19 protein-coding genes are annotated in these 22,067 nt (G+C 44.1%); 10 read left to right on the top strand and 9 right to left on the bottom strand.

Annotated features, from left to right (window positions below; genetic code table 11):
• Window position 1: 1 nt before the first annotated feature.
• Window positions 2-1,225, bottom strand: a complete 1,224-nt coding sequence (gene metB, locus JF50_RS00335; RefSeq protein ID WP_039607559.1) for a cystathionine gamma-synthase — start codon at window positions 1,223-1,225, stop codon at window positions 2-4.
• Between the two features lie 329 nt (window positions 1,226-1,554).
• On the opposite strand from metB, the gene metJ reads away from it, so the two are divergent.
• Window positions 1,555-1,875: a met regulon transcriptional regulator MetJ gene (metJ, locus tag JF50_RS00330; RefSeq protein WP_039607558.1), complete on the top strand. Its 321-nt coding sequence runs from the start codon at window positions 1,555-1,557 to the stop codon at window positions 1,873-1,875.
• Between the two features lie 60 nt (window positions 1,876-1,935).
• On the opposite strand, the gene JF50_RS00325 is transcribed toward metJ, so the two are convergent.
• The gene (locus JF50_RS00325; protein ID WP_039607557.1) at window positions 1,936-3,177 is read right to left on the bottom strand and encodes a malic enzyme-like NAD(P)-binding protein; all 1,242 of its coding nucleotides are present in this window, start codon (window positions 3,175-3,177) and stop codon (window positions 1,936-1,938) included.
• 625 nt (window positions 3,178-3,802) lie between these two features.
• The gene (gene rpmE / locus JF50_RS00320) at window positions 3,803-4,018 is read right to left on the bottom strand and encodes a 50S ribosomal protein L31 (protein WP_039607556.1); all 216 of its coding nucleotides are present in this window, start codon (window positions 4,016-4,018) and stop codon (window positions 3,803-3,805) included.
• 253 nt (window positions 4,019-4,271) lie between these two features.
• On the opposite strand from rpmE, the gene priA reads away from it, so the two are divergent.
• From priA to JF50_RS00295, 5 genes are all read left to right on the top strand, one after another.
• Window positions 4,272-6,443, top strand: coding sequence for a primosomal protein N' (gene priA / locus JF50_RS00315; RefSeq protein ID WP_039607555.1), 2,172 nt, complete (start codon window positions 4,272-4,274; stop codon window positions 6,441-6,443).
• A gap of 6 nt (window positions 6,444-6,449) precedes the next feature.
• Window positions 6,450-6,989: an SPOR domain-containing protein gene (locus JF50_RS00310; protein ID WP_039607554.1), complete on the top strand. Its 540-nt coding sequence runs from the start codon at window positions 6,450-6,452 to the stop codon at window positions 6,987-6,989.
• Between the two features lie 75 nt (window positions 6,990-7,064).
• Entirely contained in the window at window positions 7,065-7,583 is a 519-nt protein-coding gene (gene hslV, locus JF50_RS00305) for an ATP-dependent protease subunit HslV (RefSeq protein ID WP_039607553.1), read from the top strand.
• Window positions 7,584-7,594: 11 nt separating this feature from the next.
• The gene (gene hslU / locus JF50_RS00300) at window positions 7,595-8,923 is read left to right on the top strand and encodes an HslU--HslV peptidase ATPase subunit (protein ID WP_039607552.1); all 1,329 of its coding nucleotides are present in this window, start codon (window positions 7,595-7,597) and stop codon (window positions 8,921-8,923) included.
• Window positions 8,924-8,959: 36 nt separating this feature from the next.
• Window positions 8,960-9,334 (top strand): gamma-butyrobetaine hydroxylase-like domain-containing protein, encoded by a 375-nt coding sequence (locus tag JF50_RS00295; protein WP_039607551.1) that lies wholly within the window; start codon window positions 8,960-8,962, stop codon window positions 9,332-9,334.
• 92 nt (window positions 9,335-9,426) lie between these two features.
• Here the strand turns inward: JF50_RS00295 and JF50_RS00290 are convergent, their stop codons facing one another.
• The 3 genes from JF50_RS00290 to JF50_RS00280 all read right to left on the bottom strand — a co-directional run bounded on the left by JF50_RS00290 (window position 9,427) and on the right by JF50_RS00280 (window position 12,979).
• On the bottom strand, window positions 9,427-11,307 hold the full coding sequence (locus tag JF50_RS00290; RefSeq protein ID WP_039607550.1) for a methyl-accepting chemotaxis protein: 1,881 nt from the start codon (window positions 11,305-11,307) through the stop codon (window positions 9,427-9,429).
• Between the two features lie 107 nt (window positions 11,308-11,414).
• Window positions 11,415-12,461: an MJ1255/VC2487 family glycosyltransferase gene (locus tag JF50_RS00285; RefSeq protein ID WP_039607549.1), complete on the bottom strand. Its 1,047-nt coding sequence runs from the start codon at window positions 12,459-12,461 to the stop codon at window positions 11,415-11,417.
• A complete protein-coding gene (locus JF50_RS00280) occupies window positions 12,458-12,979 on the bottom strand; it encodes a phosphatase PAP2 family protein (RefSeq protein WP_039607548.1) in 522 nt (173 codons plus the stop codon). The genes JF50_RS00285 and JF50_RS00280 overlap by 4 nt, the downstream gene beginning before the upstream one ends.
• A gap of 160 nt (window positions 12,980-13,139) precedes the next feature.
• On the opposite strand from JF50_RS00280, the gene rraA reads away from it, so the two are divergent.
• Together rraA and JF50_RS00270 are read left to right on the top strand one after the other, a co-directional pair.
• Entirely contained in the window at window positions 13,140-13,643 is a 504-nt protein-coding gene (rraA, locus tag JF50_RS00275; RefSeq protein WP_039607547.1) for a ribonuclease E activity regulator RraA, read from the top strand.
• A 90-nt stretch (window positions 13,644-13,733) separates the two neighbouring features.
• Window positions 13,734-14,789: a formimidoylglutamase gene (locus JF50_RS00270; protein WP_039607546.1), complete on the top strand. Its 1,056-nt coding sequence runs from the start codon at window positions 13,734-13,736 to the stop codon at window positions 14,787-14,789.
• On the opposite strand, the gene JF50_RS00265 is transcribed toward JF50_RS00270, so the two are convergent.
• Window positions 14,786-16,630, bottom strand: coding sequence for a GGDEF domain-containing phosphodiesterase (locus JF50_RS00265; protein WP_152614432.1), 1,845 nt, complete (start codon window positions 16,628-16,630; stop codon window positions 14,786-14,788). The two genes, JF50_RS00270 and JF50_RS00265, sit on opposite strands and share 4 nt — an antisense overlap.
• A 20-nt stretch (window positions 16,631-16,650) precedes the next feature.
• Window positions 16,651-17,832 (bottom strand): imidazolonepropionase, encoded by a 1,182-nt coding sequence (gene hutI / locus JF50_RS00260; RefSeq protein ID WP_235423382.1) that lies wholly within the window; start codon window positions 17,830-17,832, stop codon window positions 16,651-16,653.
• Between the two features lie 155 nt (window positions 17,833-17,987).
• On the opposite strand from hutI, the gene hutC reads away from it, so the two are divergent.
• A complete protein-coding gene (gene hutC / locus JF50_RS00255; protein ID WP_039607544.1) occupies window positions 17,988-18,698 on the top strand; it encodes a histidine utilization repressor in 711 nt (236 codons plus the stop codon).
• 11 nt (window positions 18,699-18,709) lie between these two features.
• Here hutC and JF50_RS00250 read toward each other — a convergent pair whose 3' ends face one another.
• Window positions 18,710-19,474, bottom strand: a complete 765-nt coding sequence (locus tag JF50_RS00250) for an NAD-dependent epimerase/dehydratase family protein (protein WP_039607543.1) — start codon at window positions 19,472-19,474, stop codon at window positions 18,710-18,712.
• 254 nt (window positions 19,475-19,728) lie between these two features.
• Here JF50_RS00250 and JF50_RS00245 point away from each other — a divergent pair, with 254 nt between their 5' ends.
• Window positions 19,729-21,759 (top strand): methyl-accepting chemotaxis protein, encoded by a 2,031-nt coding sequence (locus tag JF50_RS00245; protein WP_039607542.1) that lies wholly within the window; start codon window positions 19,729-19,731, stop codon window positions 21,757-21,759.
• Window positions 21,760-22,067: the final 308 nt, after the last annotated feature.

The raw sequence follows: 22,067 nt of genomic DNA, 5'->3' as shown, positions 1-22,067 counted from the left end.
ATTACCATAAAACCGTGTGTGCTGGAGAGAGTTTAAAATCTTTAGCACTATCTGAATCAACGCCTGAAGGGTTGTTTACCTTATGAAACGCCTGCTCTAAATCCGCCAGTAAATCTTCAACATCCTCTATGCCAACAGAAATACGGATCAAGGTATCACCGACACCCGCTTCAAGGCGGGCCTGAGGATCCATACCGGCATGTGTCATTGTGGCAGGGTGGCAAATTAAGCTTTCCACTCCCCCAAGAGATTCAGCCAGTGAAAATTGCGATAGTGAAGTTAAGAATGTCGCAGAGTCTTTGAGTGTACCTTTTATATCAAAGCTCACCATGCCACCAAAGCCATGCTGTTGCTTTTTCGCAAGTGCATGCTGAGGGTGAGATGCAAGGCCTGGGTAATATACCTGCTCAACATAAGGTGAAGCTTCTAAATACTGCGCAATTGCCAGTGCATTCTGCTCGTGTTGCTTTAAACGTACTTTCAACGTTCTTAAACCACGTAACGTCAAGTAGCTATCAAAAGGAGAACCGGTGATCCCAATATTATTTGCCCACCAAGCAAGTTCATCACCTAACTCTTGCGTACGCGCGATGACAGCACCGCCGACCACATCAGAGTGGCCATTAATAAACTTAGTGGTTGAATGCACCACAATATCTACGCCAAACGCGATTGGGTTTTGTAATGCAGGCGATAAAAACGTATTGTCCGCAGCCACCAGTGCTCCGCAGCCATGCGCAGCTTTTACGACAGCTTCAATGTCTGTTAAACGTAAAATTGGATTACTCGGTGTTTCTATCCATACAATCTTAGGCGCAATAGTCGCAATTTGCTCAATGCTCTCCGGCTGTGTTAAATCAAGGACTTTGACTTTCAATAAGCCGCGCTTTTCCAAAGAGGTAAACAAACGATAACTGCCACCATAACAATCATGCGGGATGACCAGGGTGTCGTCATGGTTTAATAATTGTGTAACTAGGTGAACTGCCGCCATGCCTGTTGCTGTGATTATGCCTTTTTCACCGCCTTCAAGTTGCGTCAGCGTATCGGCTAAAATGTCTCGGTTTGGATTGCCACTGCGACCATAATCATAGTCTCGCTTCTTATCAAAATCAGCAAAAGAATAGGTCGTTGAAAGATAAAGAGGAGGCACAACTGCACCATGATGCTTATCAGCATCAATGCCATTTCTTACGGCAATCGTTGACTTTTTACTTTGGCTCATAGGTCACCTAGATACTTGGATGTTTAGACGTCTAAAAGGTTAGATGAACAATTGAAAGATGTCAAAACATTTATACTTCTATATGGCTAAATAACTAGTATTTGACTATCTTATTCAAACCGATAAAATTTCGCCACGAAAGCGATAAAGGATGCCAATAAGACTGAATCTTTGACCAAATATGGCAAAAGACCGAGTATTCTGCCAATTTCCTGTACAATCTGTGTCTATTTATAAGGTGCAAAGTACAAACCGTCTGCAGCACACTCAGCACGCAAAAATACAGTCTTATTTGCATTCAAGGTAAACACTGAGGCAAGTACACAATTATGGCTAAATGGAACGGTGAATATGTTCACCCTTATGCAGAACACGGTAAAAAGTCAGAACAAGTAAAAAAAATTACGGTTTCGATTCCTCTGAATGTACTTAAAGTACTCACAGATGAAAGGACTCGTCGACAGGTCAATAACCTGCGCCATGCAACAAACAGCGAATTATTGTGTGAAGCGTTTTTACATGCCTTCACTGGGCAACCGTTACCCAACGATGAAGATTTAAGAAAAGATAACCCAGAAAAAATCCCAGCAGAAGTCCGTGATATTATGGAAAAAATGGGATTAGATATACCAGAGATCAACGAAGACTAAGCACGCATCACTCTGGCCAAAAAAAGCCTCACTATTGTGAGGCTTTTTAGTATTCAGTGATTAAGCCATGTAATTATCTGGCAAATCAATTTGCGCAACGCCCGAGTCAATTGCTGCTTGTGCAACTGCTTTAGCAATACGCGGTAGTAAACGTGGGTCCATTGGCTTTGGAATAATATACTCAGAGCCAAACTCTAGGCTATCTACCTCAGCAGCAACCAAGACCTCTTGAGGCACTGGCTCTTTAGCAATACTACGGATAGCTTCCACAGCGGCAATCTTCATTTCATCGTTAATAGCGGTTGCACGCACATCAAGTGCACCACGGAAAATAAACGGGAAACACAGAACGTTATTAACCTGGTTAGGATAATCAGAGCGACCCGTTGCCATGATTAAGTCATCACGTGCACCATGCGCTACTTCAGGACTGATCTCTGGATCTGGGTTCGAGCACGCGAATACCACTGGCTTGTCAGCCATCAACTTCAGATCTTCAGGTGATAATAAATCTGGACCAGATACACCTACAAATACATCCGCTTCTGCGATCACATCTTGTAGCGTACGCTTATCCGTATTGTTCGCAAATAATGTTTTGTATTCGTTTAAATCATCACGACGCGTATGGATCACGCCTTTACGGTCTAGCATGTAAATGTGCTCACGCTGAGCGCCACACTTAATTAGTAGCTCCATACATGCAATCGCAGCAGCACCGGCACCCAAGCAAACAATAATTGCTTCTTTGATGTCTTTGCCTTGGATCTCCAACGCATTCAACATACCCGCTGCTGTTACAATCGCTGTACCATGTTGATCGTCGTGGAAAACAGGCACATCGCAGCGCTCAATCAAGGCTTTTTCAATCTCAAAACACTCAGGTGCTTTAATGTCTTCCAAGTTGATACCACCAAACGTATCTGCGATATTTGCAACCGTATTAATGAAGTCTTCAGTTGTATTGTGCTTTACTTCAATATCGATAGAGTCTAAACCTGCAAAGCGCTTAAATAAAAGTGCTTTACCTTCCATAACGGGTTTAGAAGCCAGTGGGCCTAAGTTACCCAGACCTAAAATAGCAGTACCATTACTGATAACAGCTACCATGTTACCTTTACCTGTGTAGCGGTAGGCATTGGCAGGATCTGCTGCAATTTCACGTACAGGTTCTGCTACACCTGGACTATATGCTAATGCAAGATCTTTAACTGATTCAGCTGGCTTTGTCAGCTCGATACTGATTTTACCTGGGACGGGGTGAGCGTGGTAATGTAATGCTTTTTCACGTAAATCTGACATGACGCGATTTTTTCCTACGAGAAGTTAAAAGTGAGAGTGAGATAAAAATTCGCTAACTGCTTTCAACAATACCTTTTTTGAAAATTAATTCAAGCACTATCAGGTCTATCCTGTTAGCCGATATTTTTTGGAATTTAGCGACTTTTAAGCCACTTTTCATCAATATTTACTGCAATAAATTAACGCTTACACAAATTAATCACGGCCAATAAAGGTTAATTTATATGCAAAAAATCCATTTTTGATGCATGACAATCATCTTTATATAAATAAACCACTTTTATTGTAAAATAAAAGCATTTAGTGACATTTGGATGAATTTCAACAAATTTAATTGCAAATTCTTTTAGCATAACTATTCAAAACAAAGATAAATTTAAACACTCAACTCATGCTAAACCATGAGCAGTGCATTAGAGCACACACAATGGATTATTATGAATTCAGACTGCTGCGCTGACTATGCTATAAAACAAATATGGCAACTTTTTAATACAATACCAAATTGCAAATGATTTTTATTGGTGAGCGATGGGACTTGCGATATGAAATCAGGGGTAAAATACAACCTCGCGGGCACAAAAAAAGCACCCGTAGGTGCTTTCTATTATCAACTAAGTCGAAATTAACGCTTAGCAGATAATGCGCCAAAGCGCTTGTTGAAGCGATCAACACGACCACCAGTATCAAGGATCTTCTGCTTACCAGTGTAGAATGGGTGACACTCAGAACATACGTCTAGGTGAATGTCTTTACAAAGTGTTGAACGCGTCTCGAATTTGTTACCACAAGAACAAGTTGCTGAGATCGTCTCGTACTTAGGATGAATACCGTCTTTCATAGGAAACCTCTAGTTAAGGCCGTATCGCTCTCCAAACCCGAAGTTTGGCACCATACGTCGTTATACAAATAAATTGGACGCGTATTTTAGGTCTTTCATGCTCAAACTACAAGCAATAAATTAGTATTCCATTAGATTTTTATTATTCCTGTTTGCTGTCCGCAATTTACGCTCACAAGCACAGGGTGATGAGGTATACTCACTCCACTTCATATTTATACTTTACGCAATAGGCGGATCACTTGGAGCACACATGCCATTTGCAGCTGTCGCAATAAAAGTCCCTTTACACAAAACATTTGATTATACCTATCCAGCCTCTATGTCGCCTTGTGTTGGAGGCCGTGTTTGGGTCAAATTTGCCAATCGACGCTGCGTGGCCGTTGTAACAGAGTTGAAGGCTCACAGTGACGTCCCTGTTGATAAAATAAAACCAATCGATGACGTCATCGATGCGCACCCCATTTTAGATAGTGCCCACTTAAGCTTTTTACAGTTTATCAGTCACTATTATTGTTACCCTTTCGGTGAAACTTTATTTACCGCGCTTCCTGGCGCACTGCGAGATGGTCAAGATGTCGATAAGACTCAAGTCCCTATGCTCACTTTAACGGATGAAGGACAAGTCACTTCACAGCTGCGTGCGAAGAAACAACTGGCGTTAATTGAGCAATTGCGCACCGCAGGCGATGCCACGCATACAGAACTGAAAACCCTAGGCTTTACGCAAGCACAAATAAAAGGCTTGCTGGAAAAGCAGCTAATTCGCGAAGAGCTACGCGCCGATACCTCTTGGCAACATGCAACGTTATCTGTGGGTAGCAAACCAATTTTAAATGAAGAACAAGCGACCGCATGCAGTGCCATCAATCATACTGAGGGGTTTCGTACTTTTTTAATTGAAGGCGTGACAGGTAGCGGCAAAACCGAAGTCTATTTACAGTGTTTGGAAAAAGTACTCAGTGCCGGTCAACAGGCGCTTGTGCTAGTGCCAGAAATTGGCCTTACCCCTCAGACGGTAAACCGATTTAAACGACGTTTTCCCGGGCTGCCAATTGACTTATGGCACTCAAATTTAACCGATAATGAGCGCCTTCATACATGGCGCAGAGCGCAACAAGCCACTACAGCGCTGGTCATTGGAACTCGTTCTAGTATCTTCCTGCCATTTCAGTCTCTTGCAATGATCATAGTGGATGAAGAACATGATCACTCGTTCAAGCAGCAGGATAGTTTACGATATCATGCCCGTGACTTAGCCGCTTACCGAGCACATCAAACTCAGTGTCCATTGCTACTGGGCACTGCCACCCCAGCTCTTGAAACCTTAAAAAAGGCGTTAGACAACAAATTTCAATTGCTCACGCTCAGCAAGCGCGCACAAACCAGTCAAGACAATCAATTTTTGTTGGTTGATATGAAAGCGCAACAGACACAAGGCGGCTTCGCCAGTACCAGCTTAAAGGCCATTGAGCGCACCCTCTCTATGGGTAAGCAAGCGATGATCTTTCTCAATCGCCGAGGTTTTGCCCCCACACTTATCTGCCACGAATGCGGCTGGCTAAGTGATTGTCATCATTGTAGTACCAGCGCGACTTATCATAAAACCATGCAGCGCTTGGTATGCCATCACTGTGGCGAACAGCAATATGTCCCCCATCAATGTCCTGATTGTGGTAGCACACAAATTATGCCAACGGGACTGGGGACCGAACAGCTAGAAGAGTTTGTCACTTCACACTTTCCCGACGTGCCCGTCAGTCGTATTGATAGAGACTCAACACGCCGTAAAGGCAGTTTAGAAAGTGCGCTTGAGAAAATTCATCAAGGCGGCGCGCAAGTCTTAATTGGGACTCAGATGTTAGCCAAAGGTCACCATTTCCCCGATGTCGCACTGGTGGTCATTTTAGATGTTGATAGTGGTTTATACTCAAGTGACTTTAGAGCAACCGAACATATGGCACAGCTAATCACCCAAGTCGCAGGGCGGGCTGGTCGCAGCGGTGAAGCGGGTACTGTTATTTTGCAGACGCATTTTCCTGAACATCCACTGCTGCAAGACTTAGTAAATAATGGCTATCAAGACTTCGCTCGCTATGCCCTCACAGAGCGACAAGAGGCCATGCTGCCACCTTATACTCACTTGGCGCTCATCAGGGCAGAAGCAACCTCTGCAAATTTGGTCATGACATTTTTATCTGATCTGGTTCCTGCACAACCATTCTCTGGTATACAATTGCTGGGACCGATCCCGGCGCCGATGGAGCGCCTTGCAGGAAAGTATCGCTATCAATTACATATACAAGCAACACAACGTAATGTTTTGCATCAGTATCTCACGCAATTAAAGGAATATATAAGCAGCCACAAGCTTGCAACACGCGTGCGTTGGAATATTGATGTTGATCCTATGGACACCTACTAAACAGTTATGGCACAACACGATTATATAAATAAAACGCCCAAAAAAAAGGGCCAAAAAAAACAGCAGCCTAAAGCACAAAAACCTTTTCCAAAAGCCCTCGCGGCTTTTGCAATACTGTTGATTGGGGGGTTTGGCTATGGACTGTGGTTTATCAAGGAACATGCAGATCCCGCCAAGGTAGAACAGGCTCAGAAACCCACAGAGCCAGCCGAAGTGGTAGAAGAAAAGAAAGAATTACCGCGTCCACCTACGTTCATCCATGATATGAAAACAGCGCAAGTAGAAGCTGAGGTTAAGGTCATCAAATCAAGAGGCCCTTTTCAAATGCAATGTGGTTCATTTCGAACTTACGAACAAGCAGAAAAACGTAAGGCGCGTATCGCATTTGCAGGTTTGATATCGGAAATCCGTCGTACTGAGGGAAGTAATGGAGTCTGGTATCGTGTCCGCTTAGGGCCTTATGATAAAAAGCGAGAAGCCGAAAGCGACAAGAACAGATTACAACGCATCAAAATCGTTGATTGCGGAATTTGGGGCTGGACTTGAAATTAGCCCAGCCGCCCTCATCTATGCATTTATTGATATAATTATCCGAGGCAAAGGCCTCTTTTAAGGAATACTATGACTACTATCGTAAGTGTTCGTCGCGATGACAAAGTGGTTATCGGCGGTGACGGCCAAGTGTCTCTTGGCAATACGGTGATGAAAGGCAACGCAAGAAAAGTACGTCGCCTTTATAACGGTAAAGTACTGGCAGGTTTTGCTGGCGGTACAGCCGATGCATTTACACTATTTGAGCGTTTCGAAACAAAGTTAGAAATGCACCAAGGACACCTTACGCGTGCCGCTGTCGAAATGGCCAAAGATTGGCGAACGGATCGCGCATTGAGAAAACTAGAAGCACTCCTTGCCGTTGCAGATGAGACTGCATCTTTGATTATCACTGGTAATGGTGATGTTGTGCAGCCAGAGCACGACCTAATCGCAATTGGTAGCGGCGGTAATTTTGCGCAAGCAGCAGCTACTGCACTGATTGAAAATACCGATTTAAGTGCACGCGAAATCGTCGAGAAAAGCTTGAAGATTGCCGGTGATATCTGTGTATTCACCAACAACTTCCAGACCATCGAAGAATTGTAATAGGAAAATCCATGACAGCAATGACACCGAGAGAAATCGTTCATGAGCTAGACCAACATATCATTGGTCAAGACAAGGCTAAAAAAGCAGTGGCCATCGCACTTCGTAACCGCTGGCGTCGCATGCAACTTAATGACGATCTTCGCGCTGAAGTCACCCCAAAAAACATTCTAATGATTGGTCCAACGGGTGTTGGTAAAACCGAGATCGCACGTCGTCTTGCCAAGCTTGCCAACGCGCCATTTATCAAAGTGGAAGCAACCAAATTCACCGAAGTGGGTTACGTCGGCAAAGAAGTTGAAACCATTATCCGCGATTTAGTAGAAGTGTCATTTAAAATGACCCGCGAACAGCAAACTAAAAAGCATAAACACCGTGCAGAAGAAGCGGCTGAAGAACGTATTCTTGATGCACTATTGCCACCAGCAAAAGACGCTTGGGGCGAAGCACAGCCAGCTGAAAACAGTTCAACTCGCCAAGTGTTCCGTAAAAAGCTGCGTGAAGGCCAGTTAGACGATAAAGAAATTGAGATAGACATCGCTGAGACATCGCCGCAAGTAGAGATCATGGCGCCTCCTGGTATGGAAGAAATGACCAACCAGCTACAAGGCATGTTCCAAAACTTATCTGGTGATAAGAAAAAGAATCGCAAACTGAAAATCAAAGAAGCTTTCAAGTTACTCATTGAAGAAGAAGCTGCCAAGCTGGTTAATCCTGAAGAGCTAAAAGAGCAAGCCATCTTTGCTGTGGAACAAAACGGCATTGTATTTGTTGATGAAATTGACAAAATCTGTAAGCGTGGTGAAGCGTCAGGTCCAGATGTCAGCCGTGAAGGCGTACAACGTGATTTACTGCCTTTAATTGAAGGCTCAACGGTCAGTACCAAACACGGTATGGTGAAAACCGATCACATCTTGTTTATTGCGTCAGGCGCATTCCAAATGGCGAAGCCATCGGATCTTATTCCTGAATTGCAGGGCCGCTTGCCGATCCGTGTAGAGCTAGAAGCACTCACCGCAAAAGACTTTAAACGCATTCTGACAGAGCCGCATGCTTCACTGACTGAGCAGCAACAGGCCTTGTTAAAAACAGAGCAAGTGTCTGTCGACTTTACTGATGATGCCATCGAACGCATTGCAGAAGCCGCATGGCAGGTGAATGAAAAGACAGAAAACATCGGTGCTAGACGTCTTCACACTGTGATGGAAAAGCTGATGGAAGAAATTTCTTTCGACGCGTCAGAGAAATCAGGTCAAGCACTGACGATTGATGCTCAATACGTTGAACAGCATTTAGATATGCTGGTTAAAGATGAAGACCTTAGTCGCTTCATCCTATAATTTGGAGACAGGGCCAGCTAAGCTGGCCCCATTTTTATGTATCAAGTAACCAAGCTCCACTATCACCGCCAGAGCAAACTGCTCGACATTACCTTTGACGATAATCTTCACACCTCTGTCAGTGCGGAATTTTTACGAACCCATTCCCCCTCTGCCGAAGTGCAGGGTCATAGTCCAGAGCAAGCTCAACTGGTCTTAAATAAACAAAACGTCACCATCGTGACCATTGAACCAGTTGGCCATTACGCCGTTAGGCTGTGCTTTGATGATGGCCATAACTCAGGGCTTTTTAGCTGGCAGTATTTACGTAAGTTATGTGATCACCACAAACAGCTATGGCAACAATATCAGGATAAGGTAGCGGCACATCGCCAGAGCCAAGACAGTGTGCCTATTAAATTTGTCCCTTAAATCAGAGTTGTGAACTCGACGCATCATCGATTTAAACCTTTTAGACACGCTCGAAAGTGATGCGCCTAAATCTGCTTTAGGCGCTCGAGAGGTTATACTTTGTATTTGTCGATGGCGTCATGTAATGCACGGGCCTGTTCAGAAAGCTCTTCACTACTTTGTGCATTTGATGCTGCGTGCTCAGACGCCCCTTGCGCAATGTCTCTGATCTTCACTACATTTTTGTTCACTTCAGATGCGACCTGATTTTGCTCATCAATTGCCGTTGCAATGTGCGTACTCATGTCCATGATGTTTTGTACATCCTCAGTGATCAGACCTAACAGCTCACCCGCGCGCTCTGCTTGCTCCACACTTTCATTACTCTGGCTGCGGCACTCTTCCATTATACTCACCACATCCTGCGTGCGCTGTTGCAGTGTAGAAATAATACTTTCAATCTCTTGTGTAGAGTCTTGGGTGCGCTGAGCGAGTGATCTTACTTCATCAGCAACAACCGCAAAGCCACGGCCTTGCTCACCGGCACGTGCAGCTTCAATCGCCGCATTCAATGCAAGTAAGTTAGTCTGCTCGGCAATACCTCGGATCACGTCTAGCACTGAACCGATGGTTTCACCATCTCGCTCTAGCTGCCCGACCACTTCCGATGCACCACTCAACGAATGAGACAATGCCATGATATGGTCAATGGTTGAAGTGACTTCACTGCGCCCTTGTTGTGCATTATTATTGGTTGATTCCGCTTTTTGCGCAGCCGCTTCAGTATTGTGGGAAATATCTTGAATGGTGGCCTGCATTTCGGTTGCCGCGGTCGCTACCATGTCTGCTTCATGTAATTGCTCATTCATGCCTGCGCTGGTTTGCGCCGTTGTTGCCGACAAATGCTCTGTAGCATCATTGATGGTCACTAGCGCACGATTTACATCCGAAATCAGGTTTTTGAAATCTTCGATTAAGCTATTGAAATCTCGGGTCATAATGGTGATTTCATCATTACCACTTTGCTCTATCAATATACCCAGATTATTCTCACGTCGAATGCGCTCAATCGTTTGATACACACGCTCTACCGGACGAATAATCGAGCGGCTCGTTGACCACACTAAAATCATCACGATTGCAGCCGCGGCAACGAAAATAAGAATAGCGACCGTTTTAGCAAATTCAGCATTGTCAGCGATTTCTTGCTTGGTTTGCTCAACAATAGCAACTACAACTGCATCACTTTCTTTAACCACTTTGCGCATATCGCCCAGTGCACCGCTGTTCAAATCTACCCCAAGCTCAACCTGTGCATCGATCAGCCCTTTAAACTTCGTTTGATATACACCCAATAGATTGATCAGCTCTTGTTGATAGGCGCGATCGTGGCTTGACTCTCTAATTTGAGACTCGAAAGTATCTATGTGCTTATTGAATTTACCTAGATATTTTGTATCCAGACGCAACATAAAATCTTTTTCTGCACGTCTTAACTGCAGCATAGTCGTCAAAAGCTTGTAATCTTCTTTTTGCTTTAATAGCGTTTCAACGCCATGCACGGCTTTTCTCAGCTCACCATACAGCGCATCTTTTGGATGCAAACCGATGGTTTTTTGTAACTCAACAACCCGATTAAATTCTTTGTGGTACTGAGTAACAAGGACCTCAAACTGATCTAACTGGCCTAAATCGATATTAAAATTAATAAAAACCGCTTCTAACTTGGCTTTTTTCTCTTTCAGTAGACGATATTCTTTTTCATATTTATCCAACGCCTCTACATCTTTGTAAAACAGAAAGTTTTTCTCATACTTGCGCATGGATAACTCATGAACATCCAGTTCTTCTGCATATTGAATGGTTTCATTCAACTGGCGCATTGTATTGGCTTCGGTGATGATCACCGCCAGCATAACCAGCAATGCCACACCAACAACAACTGCGTTTAATTGCAAACGCCTTTTAATGGTTAGATTTTCAAGTAGAGCCATACAGTTACCTAATTATTACAGAACCTGCAATATAGTATAGCCAAACTCACCTTGCGCCGAAATCGAATCTACATGTTTAAGCAAAAATATTTCAAAGAATTTACATATTATGCAACTTTGTTCCTGTTATAGAGGATTGGTTGCCATAAACTATCGTGTAAGCTGTCGAAATCTTGCCATTGACCGTTAGCTAACCATTTCGCTAATGGGGTTGCATCAGAAGGGAAATCGATTATTTGGCCTTCTGGATGTTCTAACCACTCTCCTAATGCTTCAGAGTTAAGGTAATTCATCACTTCCGCTAACCCAAGAGATTGCAATGTCATTGCATTGCTTAACTGCTCAAATTGTCCCTGTAGCGGCTTCAGTAACAACTTCTTACCAAACTTCAATGCCTCGCTGGACAACTCAAACCCCGCATTGGCCACAACACCCGATGCACTGGCTAAATCTTCTAAAAAGCCACTGCGTGAAGGTGCGCGTAAATGAATATGATTCAATGACTGATCTTGAGCATCTGGGTGATAGCAATAGAATTCTCTATCTGGAAAGTCACCGAGCAACTCCACAATGCTATTTAAGTCTTCAAAAGGTAAGTAAACCAAAATTTTATTTGCAATAGAAGCTTTGACGCAGCCATGAAATGAAATAAATGGCGGGAGTATATTTTTTGCAAAAGGTTGCCAATGTACACCCAGATGCACGTTAGCAGGTGCAAACCAGCGGATCAAAGCACGCTCCATAAACCCAGCACCAAACAAGGGGACCTCTGGAGATAAAAATGCAGCTTGGTGACTCATCGCCACGACAGGCACTTTGGCTAACTTTGCAGCCCACGCAGATACCGGTTCAAAATCATTAAAGACCAAATCATATTGTTTAATATCTAGTTGCCTGACATCCCTGACAAACGTCCCCAGCTTCAGCTGTTTTGCTGTCTGCCGATAATCGAGTTTGCCACTTTGCGTGATGAAGCTGAGTCCGCGCCGTACTTGATACTGACCAAATACCCCCATATCAAAATAGGCGTTTTCATCACGTCCAGAAAATAAATAATCAACATCAATGCCAAGTTTCGTAAAGCACTCAGCCATAACACGCGCACGCGTTATATGCCCATTACCCGTCCCTTGAATCCCATAAAGTATTCTCATAACTCTCCTAACATACCAACGGCTAACAATGCACACCCACTGCCCATTAGCGCTCCGAGTATGACATCAATTGGATAGTGCACCCCAACCAGCACTCTAGACAGAGATACCCCTGTCGCCCATATGCATAATGGGATGGTCAGTACGGGATAAACTTCCATTAAACACGTTGCATAAAGCCATGCCCCCGCACTGTGTCCCGATGGCATACTAAATTTATCACTCGGTGTAAGCATGGCTTTGACAGCTAAACAGTCACATGGCCTAACCCTGGCAAAATACTTCTTCAATAAAAAATATAATGGTCGCTCAATCGCAAAAGCGAGCAGTACTGTTTGCACAAAGATGCTGCCGACCTTTCCCATAAAATATCCGTTTAATAACGCCAATATGACATACAACCCACCATTGCCACTTTTAGATAGCATTAACATCAACCAGTTAAACCACTTGCGTCTTTTTGGCTTATACAATGCAAAATAAAGCGCTGTATCGAGTTTAATTATTTGTGCTTTCATCGTAGTTGCTTACATTTGTTCACAATTTCAGCTTAGAAGAGCTTAATAACAATAACGCGACATTTTTGTGACACAATTATGTAAGTTGATTCAAAGCATTGCGCAGCTTATTAATGGGAGTATACTGACAACAGTTTAGCCATTCTCTGAGGATACTATGATGGATTACAGCACATCTGATCTATGTGATCACTTCGCCGATGCCATTGACGTACTTGAGCCAATGTTTATCAACTTTGGCGGACAGCATGCATTTTGCGGCCGTATTAAAACGGTTAAGTGTTTCGAAAACAATGAAGTGATAGCTGAAGTACTGCAACAAGATGGAACTGGGCAGGTGTTATTAATTGATGGCGGCGGCTCCACACGACGCGCGCTAATTGACATCGATCTTGCAGAATTGGCTCTAGAGAATAATTGGCAAGGCATCATTGTATATGGTGCTGTTCGACATGTAGAAGAGCTCGAAGAATGCGAAATAGGCATACAAGCTATCGCCTCCATCCCAGTGGGTGCCGACAGCGAAGGAGCTGGGGTGCAAGGTATTCCAGTGAATTTTGCTGGTGTCTCATTTTTCGATGATGATTTTCTATATGCAGACTCAACTGGCATTATTATCTCTGCCGAAGAACTACTCCTCGAAGTAGACGAAGACGACGCATAACAGCATCCTTTTTCCATCATCAAACGGGTGCATTCATAGTGCGCCCTTTTGACGCTATTTTTTCTAACCTACAGTAATACTCGAAACACCATGACCGCACACAATTGGATTAAGATTTACACTGAATCAAACATCAGCGATTTCACTGCAACACGAGATAATGAAACGCGCTTTTGGCAATCTCTCTCGTTTTTAAAATCACAGTCAGCACTGCCCGAAGCGTTACATGATGCGGCAGAGTTTGGCATTAAATACGTCTTGATTGCGGTCAATGAAGACATTGGTCCCCGCGGCAACTGCGGTAATGGTGGCGCAACTGATGGCTGGTTCGCATTTTTAAAGCGCTTTCTCAATTTACCCTGCAACCAGTTCCTCATTCCTAACAATGTTTTGTTACTAGGAGAAATCATTACACATGACCTACAAGCCCAAAGTGAGTCTGTAGACAACACTTGCTCAGCAGGCCTTGCACAACTCAGAGCACTGTGTGAAACGCTCGATGAGCGTGTCAGTGCAGTCCTTCAAGCCATTTTTGATGCGGGTCTTGAGCCGATTTTAATCGGGGGTGGGCACAACAATAGTTTTGGGCTATTACAAGCGCTGTCTACCAGTACACAGGGCCCATGCCAAGCGATCAACTTTGACCCGCATGCCGATTTTAGAGCCATTGAAGGGAGACATTCTGGAAACGGGTTCAGCTATGCACATCAAGCAGGCTACCTTGCTGACTACCACGTCGTCGGTATGCATGAGCAAAAAAATAATGACACGATCGTCGCGTCACTACAAAATGCGGGTTTTACCTACACCACATACCAAGATATTTTAGTCACTAGAGAAACCGCATTAACTGATGCAATCAAAGTGGCAACCAAGCGCTTCAAACAAAGTTTACCCCTGGGCATTGAAGTCGATGTGGACGCAATTTCAGGGATGCCAGTAAGTGCATATACTAATTGCGGATTCAGTGTGAATGATGCTGAGCATTTTGTATATCAAAGTGCCAAACAAGCCAATACGCGATACTTACACTTATGTGAAGCGGCCCCTAGAAACCATCCGCAAGGTGAGCAACAAGGTATTATTGAAGCAGGGCAAGTACTGTCAGGCCTAGTGTGTAGTTACTTAAAAGCGAGACAAAACTAGTTTATATCAGAACGGCTGGGATTCTCTTCAATTGGATGTTCCCAGCGCCATTGCTTGAGCCAACTAATCATACCTATACTACTCAGCGGCCGAGTAAACAAATAGCCTTGTGCAGCGAACGCATTGAGGTTTTGGGAAAATTGCAATTGTTCCTGTGACTCAACCCCCTCACAGATCACCTTACAATCTTGTACATTCTGCATTTCAACAATGCCTCTTACCACCGCTTTAAAGTTGCCTTGATTTTGATTTGGGGTGGTTAATGAGCGTCCAAGCTTCACGTAATCCACTTCTAACTTAGGGAGCTTTGCAAGCAATAAAGGTGATTCACCAAAGCCATCCACACACAACCTCACTCCCATAGTGCGTAACCTCGCAACCATAGCCACACCTTGCTGATCCAACGTTGTGAACATTTGTGATGGGCACTCAATGATAATATCTTGTGGCATGAGTTGGTGTTCGACTAAAATTCGGTCTACAAATTCAATGAACTCCTCGTGCAGCATTTCAGGACCAAATAAATTGATCCCCAATGGCATTTGGATCCCTTCCACGCGCAATGCCAATGCGATTTCCGCAGCTCGCTCGATAACATATTGCGCTAAAGGCAGGGCAAGACCGGCAATGCGAATGTCATCAATAAATTTACTTGCGGCTAATATACCTTGCTTAGGGTGTTGCCAACGTAGCAGCAACTCCACATACTCGATATCGCCATCACTGTTGCGCACAACAGGTTGAAAATAGAGCTCTAGTTCATTTTTAAAATCAATATGCGCCAGCTCAGCCAAACGCGCTTGCTGCTCAAGTCTGTCAATTTGCATTTTTTGCTGATAGGGAGCAATGGTTTTATTTGGACTGCTGTCCAACGCCAAAAAGACACACGTCAACAATTCATCGAATTGGCCGAGCTCTTCATCACAATTGACATAACTCGCTCTGGCACTGACTTCGATAATACAATTGCCAACATTGAACGGCTTGAGCGTACTCTCAATAATTTCCGCGCATAAATGTTCATGAAGGTGTTGCTGGTGCGCCAAACTGCAGACAAATACAAAGTGGAGCCCGCCAAGGTGTGCTAGTCGCTCAACATCATTGCCCACTGCAATGGGCATCACATCGTGACTCTGCAAATGCTGTTTCATGCGATTGGCTGATTGTGCTAGCAGTAAATCGCCAAATTCTCGGCCAAGGTGAAAGTTTACTTGCTGAAACCCTTCTAGCCGCACCATAACCAGCATTGCCGTGCCAGGCTCTCTCGTGCGATAGTCATTAAAAGCCTCGCGAATACCTGCACGGTCAGGCAGACCGAGAATATCTGTGTTGGATAATGCATTGGGCTCTGTTGGCGCTCGCTCATAAACCTGTGGTTTATCGAGAAACAACTCACTGATAAAAATGGGCAGCAAAGTAAAAATGACATAGATACTGGGGAGGTGCCACCAAAAGTGGCTGACTATCAATAATGTCGCTGACACTGCACATAATGCACTAATGACAAGATGCCGACCTTGTCCAAGCCTATCACTTTGCCATATCTGGACTAATAAAATGAACACTAGGCTATACAGTGCAAGATCACCCACAGCTGCAAGCACTGCTAGTCCACAAGCGCCGAGTAAAGCATGTAATATTCGATTTACCGCAAAATGCGATCGTGCAATCGCCACCAAACTCAAACTCACCACGGCCCCGGCAAAAAATGCAATAGACAGTGGAGAGAGTAGCGCATCAGTCACTGAGAAATCGCCAAGTGTGGTCGCGCTCCAAGATGGAAATACCCAGCATATGTTTGACAATACAAATAGATACTTTAACAACGAAAATCTTGCCATCACACGACCACGACTGACCTTTAGTATTGAATAAGTCTACCCGATATCCACAGATTTAACAGATCGTTTACGCCAAACTGATAACTTAATTCTGACGGGTGTTGAATTTGCCACATTGCAATATCCGCTTTGGCCCCGACTCTAAGCACACCTCTGTCTGCCAAACCCAATGCTGTAGCGGCATGTCTAGTCACCCCCAATAATGACTCTTCTGGCGTCATTTTAAAGAGCGTACACGCCATATTCAGCATTAAACGTAATGAGCAAAGCGGGGCAGTACCTGGGTTAAAGTCACTGGCTATCGCAATCGGCACGTGATGCGCTCGCAGTAACTCGATAGGTGGGTGCTGAGTTTCTCTCAAGAAATAAAAAGCGCCTGGTAAAATAACTGCAACCGTACCTGATTTGGCCATTGCCATCACACCGCGTTCATCTAAGTACTCAATATGATCTGCTGATAAGCCACCAAATTCTGCAACGAGTTCACTGCCGTGTTGGTTAGATAACTGCTCAGCATGACATTTTACTTTGAGGCCCAGTTCGGTAGCACGCTCAAATACGCGCTTTGTTTGTGCATGGCTAAAGCCGACATTTTCGCAAAACACATCCACAGCATCTGCCAAGCCTTTCTCTGCCACGAGCGGCAGCATTTCATTGCAAACCAGATCAATATAACCGTCACTATCACCTTTATACTCTGGCGGTAGAGCATGGGCACCTAGGAAGGTACTCTGAATTTGAATTGGATGATGTTCATCCAGCACTTGGTTTACTTCAAGCAATTTAATTTCACTCTCCGTATCCAAGCCGTAACCTGACTTGCTCTCAACTGTGGTCACACCTTCCTTTAAGAGTGCATTTAATCGCGATTTAGCAACAACGAATAAATCCTCTTTTGAGGCCTGACGTGTCGCCTTTACCGTTGTTGCAATACCACCGCCCTGCTCTGCAATTTGCTGGTAAGAAACCCCGTTCAAACGCTGTTCAAACTCTTGTGCGCGAGAGCCTGCAAATAAGATATGGGTGTGGCAGTCAATAAGACCTGGCGTCAACCAAGCGCCTTTGGCCGACGTAACGGGTGTTGCTAAGGCATCAAATTCAGGCATTTCAGACGCCTTACCAAGCCATGCAATGGTATCGCCTTTAAGCATTATCGCCCCATCTTCAATCATGCCATAAGCACCTTCGACCTGCTCATCCATCGTGGCAATATTTGCATCAGTTATTACTAAATCTACTTCAATCACTGTCTACACTCAGTTGGAGAAAATTAATACAAGTTTAGCAAGAATACTTGTATATACAAGATGACTATGCCACCTTTAATGAATAACCTTTTATTACACGGTAGCAGACAGTGACAGTTCAGCCTAAATTTGCACAGATCAAACAACACATTATTGAGCAAATTCGCGCAGGTGTGTGGATGGAGCACCAGCGCGTCCCCTCTGAAAATGAGCTCTCTGATCAATTTAAGGTGAGCCGTATGACGGCAAGACGTGCACTAAGTGAGTTAACCGAAGGCGGCATATTAACCCGTAGCCAAGGCTTAGGTACCTTTGTCGCCAGCTTTAAATCTCAGTCGTCTTTACTTGAGATTCGCAATATCGCCGATGAAGTCGCTGAGCGCGGTGGTGACTACACTTGCGTGGTTTTATCGCTGGAGTCTATCTCAGCTATCGCCCCCATCGCCATAGCACTCGGTGTCGAAATTGATAGCCATGTCTATCGCAGTGTAATTGTCCACCATGAAAACGATGAACCTCTGCAAGTTGAAGAACGCTTTGTTAATCCGGCTTTAGCACCCGCGTATTTACAGCAGGACTTCACTTTACTCACGCCACACGAATATTTGACGCAAGTCGCCCCACTCACTGAAGCGAGACATACGGTCGAAGCAATCATGCCCAATGAGGAAGTGTGCCAGTGGCTCAATATGTTTAATGAGGAACCGTGTCTGCAGTTAATCCGAAGAACCTGGTCTTCTCACGGTATTGTGAGCTTTGCGCGACTGATATCTCCAGGCAGCAAATACCGCCTCGGAGGTCACCTGACCTTCAAAAAGTAAGGTCAATGCACTTAAATCATCTGACGATATTCAAATCCAAGCTCAGTCATTGCTGATCCATCTATCACTCTGGAAATCACTTCATCACTGGCAAAGCTTGGCTGTTCACTGCCATATTGCTCGCAGTGCAATTGGTAGTACTGCTGCTTTGTAGGGTGAGATGGATGACATAAATTATAAACTGGTTTGGCATCGTCCCAGCAAGACAATATGCGTAGTAGTCCATCAACCACATCTTGCTGGTGTACCATATTCACTCGTGCTTGCGAAGAGCTCGATAACTGTTTACCGGCAATGAATCGGCCAGGCTCTCTATCTGGGCCGACTAAACCAGCCAAGCGTACCACTTTACCGCCTTGCTCAAAGACCATTTGCTCCGCCGTTTGTAAGATTTGCTGACGCTTCGTTTCTTTTGGCGCTAATGGCGCTTGCTCATCAAAATGACCTGACTCAGTGCCATAGACCGCGGTTGACGAGCACAATAAAAAACCACGACACTGCATCAATTTGGCCGTTTCGAGCGCAAACGTAAGCGTCTCTAAATACACACTCTCACTTTGGCGCATGCGAGGTGGGATCGCACATACCCAATAGGCATCATTAAGCGTCAATGTATGATGAAGCACAGAATCAGTCACACAAAACGCTTTAATGTCTTCACTTCGTTCCTCTGTTCTGCGCGTTGCTTGTACGTGCCAACCGTTCGTTTTTGCTTCACGAAGTAACGCACTCCCAAGCCAACCAGCACCTAAAATGACTAACTTATTATTCATCATATTTTCTTATTTTTACCCAAATCAGGTCATAATGTTAGTACAGCATAATAAAAAACACCATCAACAATTACTCAGCTTTAGGTTATAAATTTGCAACTGCAATATGATGATTCTTTACTATTTTTTTATTTTTTTAGGAACGATATGATGAAACCACTTATCTCATCTTGCACGTACCTCGCCCAAATTAGCTAGATATATCAAATGAGATATGGTTTATTACGTTAGCGCTGTCCCAATAAAAAGAATACGTCATGTTTGAAAACTTATCTCTTCGTAAAAAAATTCTCATACTGATCGGTGGCACAATTTCGGTGTTATTGATGCTGGCTTCTACTTATTTTGTTAATCATATCGCAACAATCTCACGTCAGGGTATTGAACGTGAAGCACAGAGTTATATTTACTCTGAAAAACTATCTATGGAGTCATTTTTTGCTCAATACGGCAGGGTGGTAGAAACCTTTGTCACCAACCCCCATAACGTTAACTGGTTTGACAGCTACTCAGTCAGAGAGCAGAGTTTAGCGGGGGACAAAGGGTATGACGAAGTCAACGAGGACTTTCAACGTATCAGCAAAAGCGACGAAAATATCTTATCTGCGTTTATGGCCTCTGCCAGAACAGGTGAATATTTTAAAGAAAATGAGCGTACTTCAAACTTCTCTGATGGAAGACCCTATTACGCATATAAACGTCCTTGGTGGCAAGATGCACTTAACCATGGCAAGCTTTATGTCGGTGCGCTCTCAGTTGATATTAATACAGGCGATGTATCTGCCGTTGTTCAGCAGCCCGTTTATAACAAACAGGGTGAGCTAGTTGCTGTAGGCGGCGTTGATTTACAGATCAATAAAATCAATGAAATGGTCGAAGATATTCAGTTTGATGGCGAAGGATATGGCTTTTTGCTAGATAACGAATTAAAAGTCGTTCATCTATCTAAGCGTACAGGACATAATCTCTCGACAACAGACTCAGGACCTCGCGGCAAAGAAGGATTAGCCGGGCTTGAACAGCAATTTTCAGAGACGCAGGGGTTTACTGAGCTAACACGCCTAATCGATCGCCAAGACGCCGGTAACGCCACAGTTACTCTGCAAGGCCAAGAGTACTATGTTGTCTTCAACAGCGTAAAACTCGATTCGCCAGTACTTGATTGGCATGTCGGTATTCTGATCCCAGTCAGCCTCATTGACGAACCCGTGAATGAAGCCGTGATGAGTACCGTGACAGCTGTCATCGTGATCCTGTCTATTATTGTGGCCATGATTTTACTTGCCACACAAATGATCACACGTCCAATTATTACTTTAACAGACACCATGCGTGACATTGCGTCAGGTGAAGGTGATCTAACACGTCGCATTAATATTGAAAGTAAAGATGAAGTCGGTCAATTGGCCTTACACATGAATACCTTTATCGACAAATTACGTGCCATGATGCTCGACACAGCAGCACAAGCAGAACAACTCAGTGGTGCATCAGCACAACTGCGTGACGTATCGAATAACACCAACGACGAAATACAGCAAGAGAAAGAGCAGGTCGACAGTGTGTCTGCAGCAGTCACTGAAATGGCGGCTACCGTCACTGAAATTTCTCGCAATGCCCATGAAACAAATCGTGCTTCCGACTTAGTACAAAGCATGACTAACGACGGTGCAGAGCGCTCTAGCCAAGCTCAAGAAGTCATGACAGAACTGGCTAGTCACATTGGTGAAGCTGCAAAAGTAGTCGCGGGCTTAGAGCAAGAAACCAGTAATATCGGCGCGGTCATTGATGTGATCAATGGCATTGCCGAGCAAACTAATTTGTTGGCATTAAATGCCGCGATTGAAGCTGCTCGTGCAGGTGAACAAGGCCGAGGGTTTGCCGTTGTAGCTGATGAAGTAAGAAGTCTGGCGAGCCGCACACAGGAATCGACAGATGATATTCGCAACATGATCTCCCGTTTACAACAAATCGCACAGCAAGCTTCAACGATGATGCAGCAAGGTCAAGAGCGAGCACAAAGTTCGGTAGAGCAAACTCAAGAAGTATTAGATGCATTGCGTAATATCACTGAGTCGGTTAACACCGTACAAGACCAAAGCCATCAAATTGCGACTTCTACAGAAGAGCAAACCGTGGTAGCAGAAGACATTAACAATAGCCTCAACTCGATTAATGACTTAGTCAATAGCACCGCAAACCATGCACACCTATTAGCAGACGAAGCAAGAGACCTGAACGACCTTGCCAAAGCACTCAATGCCACTGTTAATCAGTTTAAACTATAACCAAACCAGGTACGGTGCATAAACTGCACCGTACTTACTAAACTTAAATTTTTTTCATGTTCCTCCTCACCTATTACGTTTAAATAACGCACAAAATTGGGAAATTATCCCGACAAAAACAATAAAACCCACTATTTTTCAGTGGGTAATGAATCTATTGAAATTATTGATCACAATCAAACAATTTCACTTTAAGTGCTTTGCTTGGGTATTTTTTTTCGTAAAATTAATAATAAAATCCTAGAAAACCAAGTATATTAATAACAAGCACGAATAGATTTTGTGCAATTTAACTCATAGCTCACTGT

It is taken from the genome of Pseudoalteromonas luteoviolacea (genome assembly GCF_000814765.1).
In the GTDB taxonomy this organism is placed as follows: domain Bacteria; phylum Pseudomonadota; class Gammaproteobacteria; order Enterobacterales; family Alteromonadaceae; genus Pseudoalteromonas; species Pseudoalteromonas luteoviolacea_H.
This window is presented reverse-complemented; position numbering and strand designations above follow the sequence as displayed.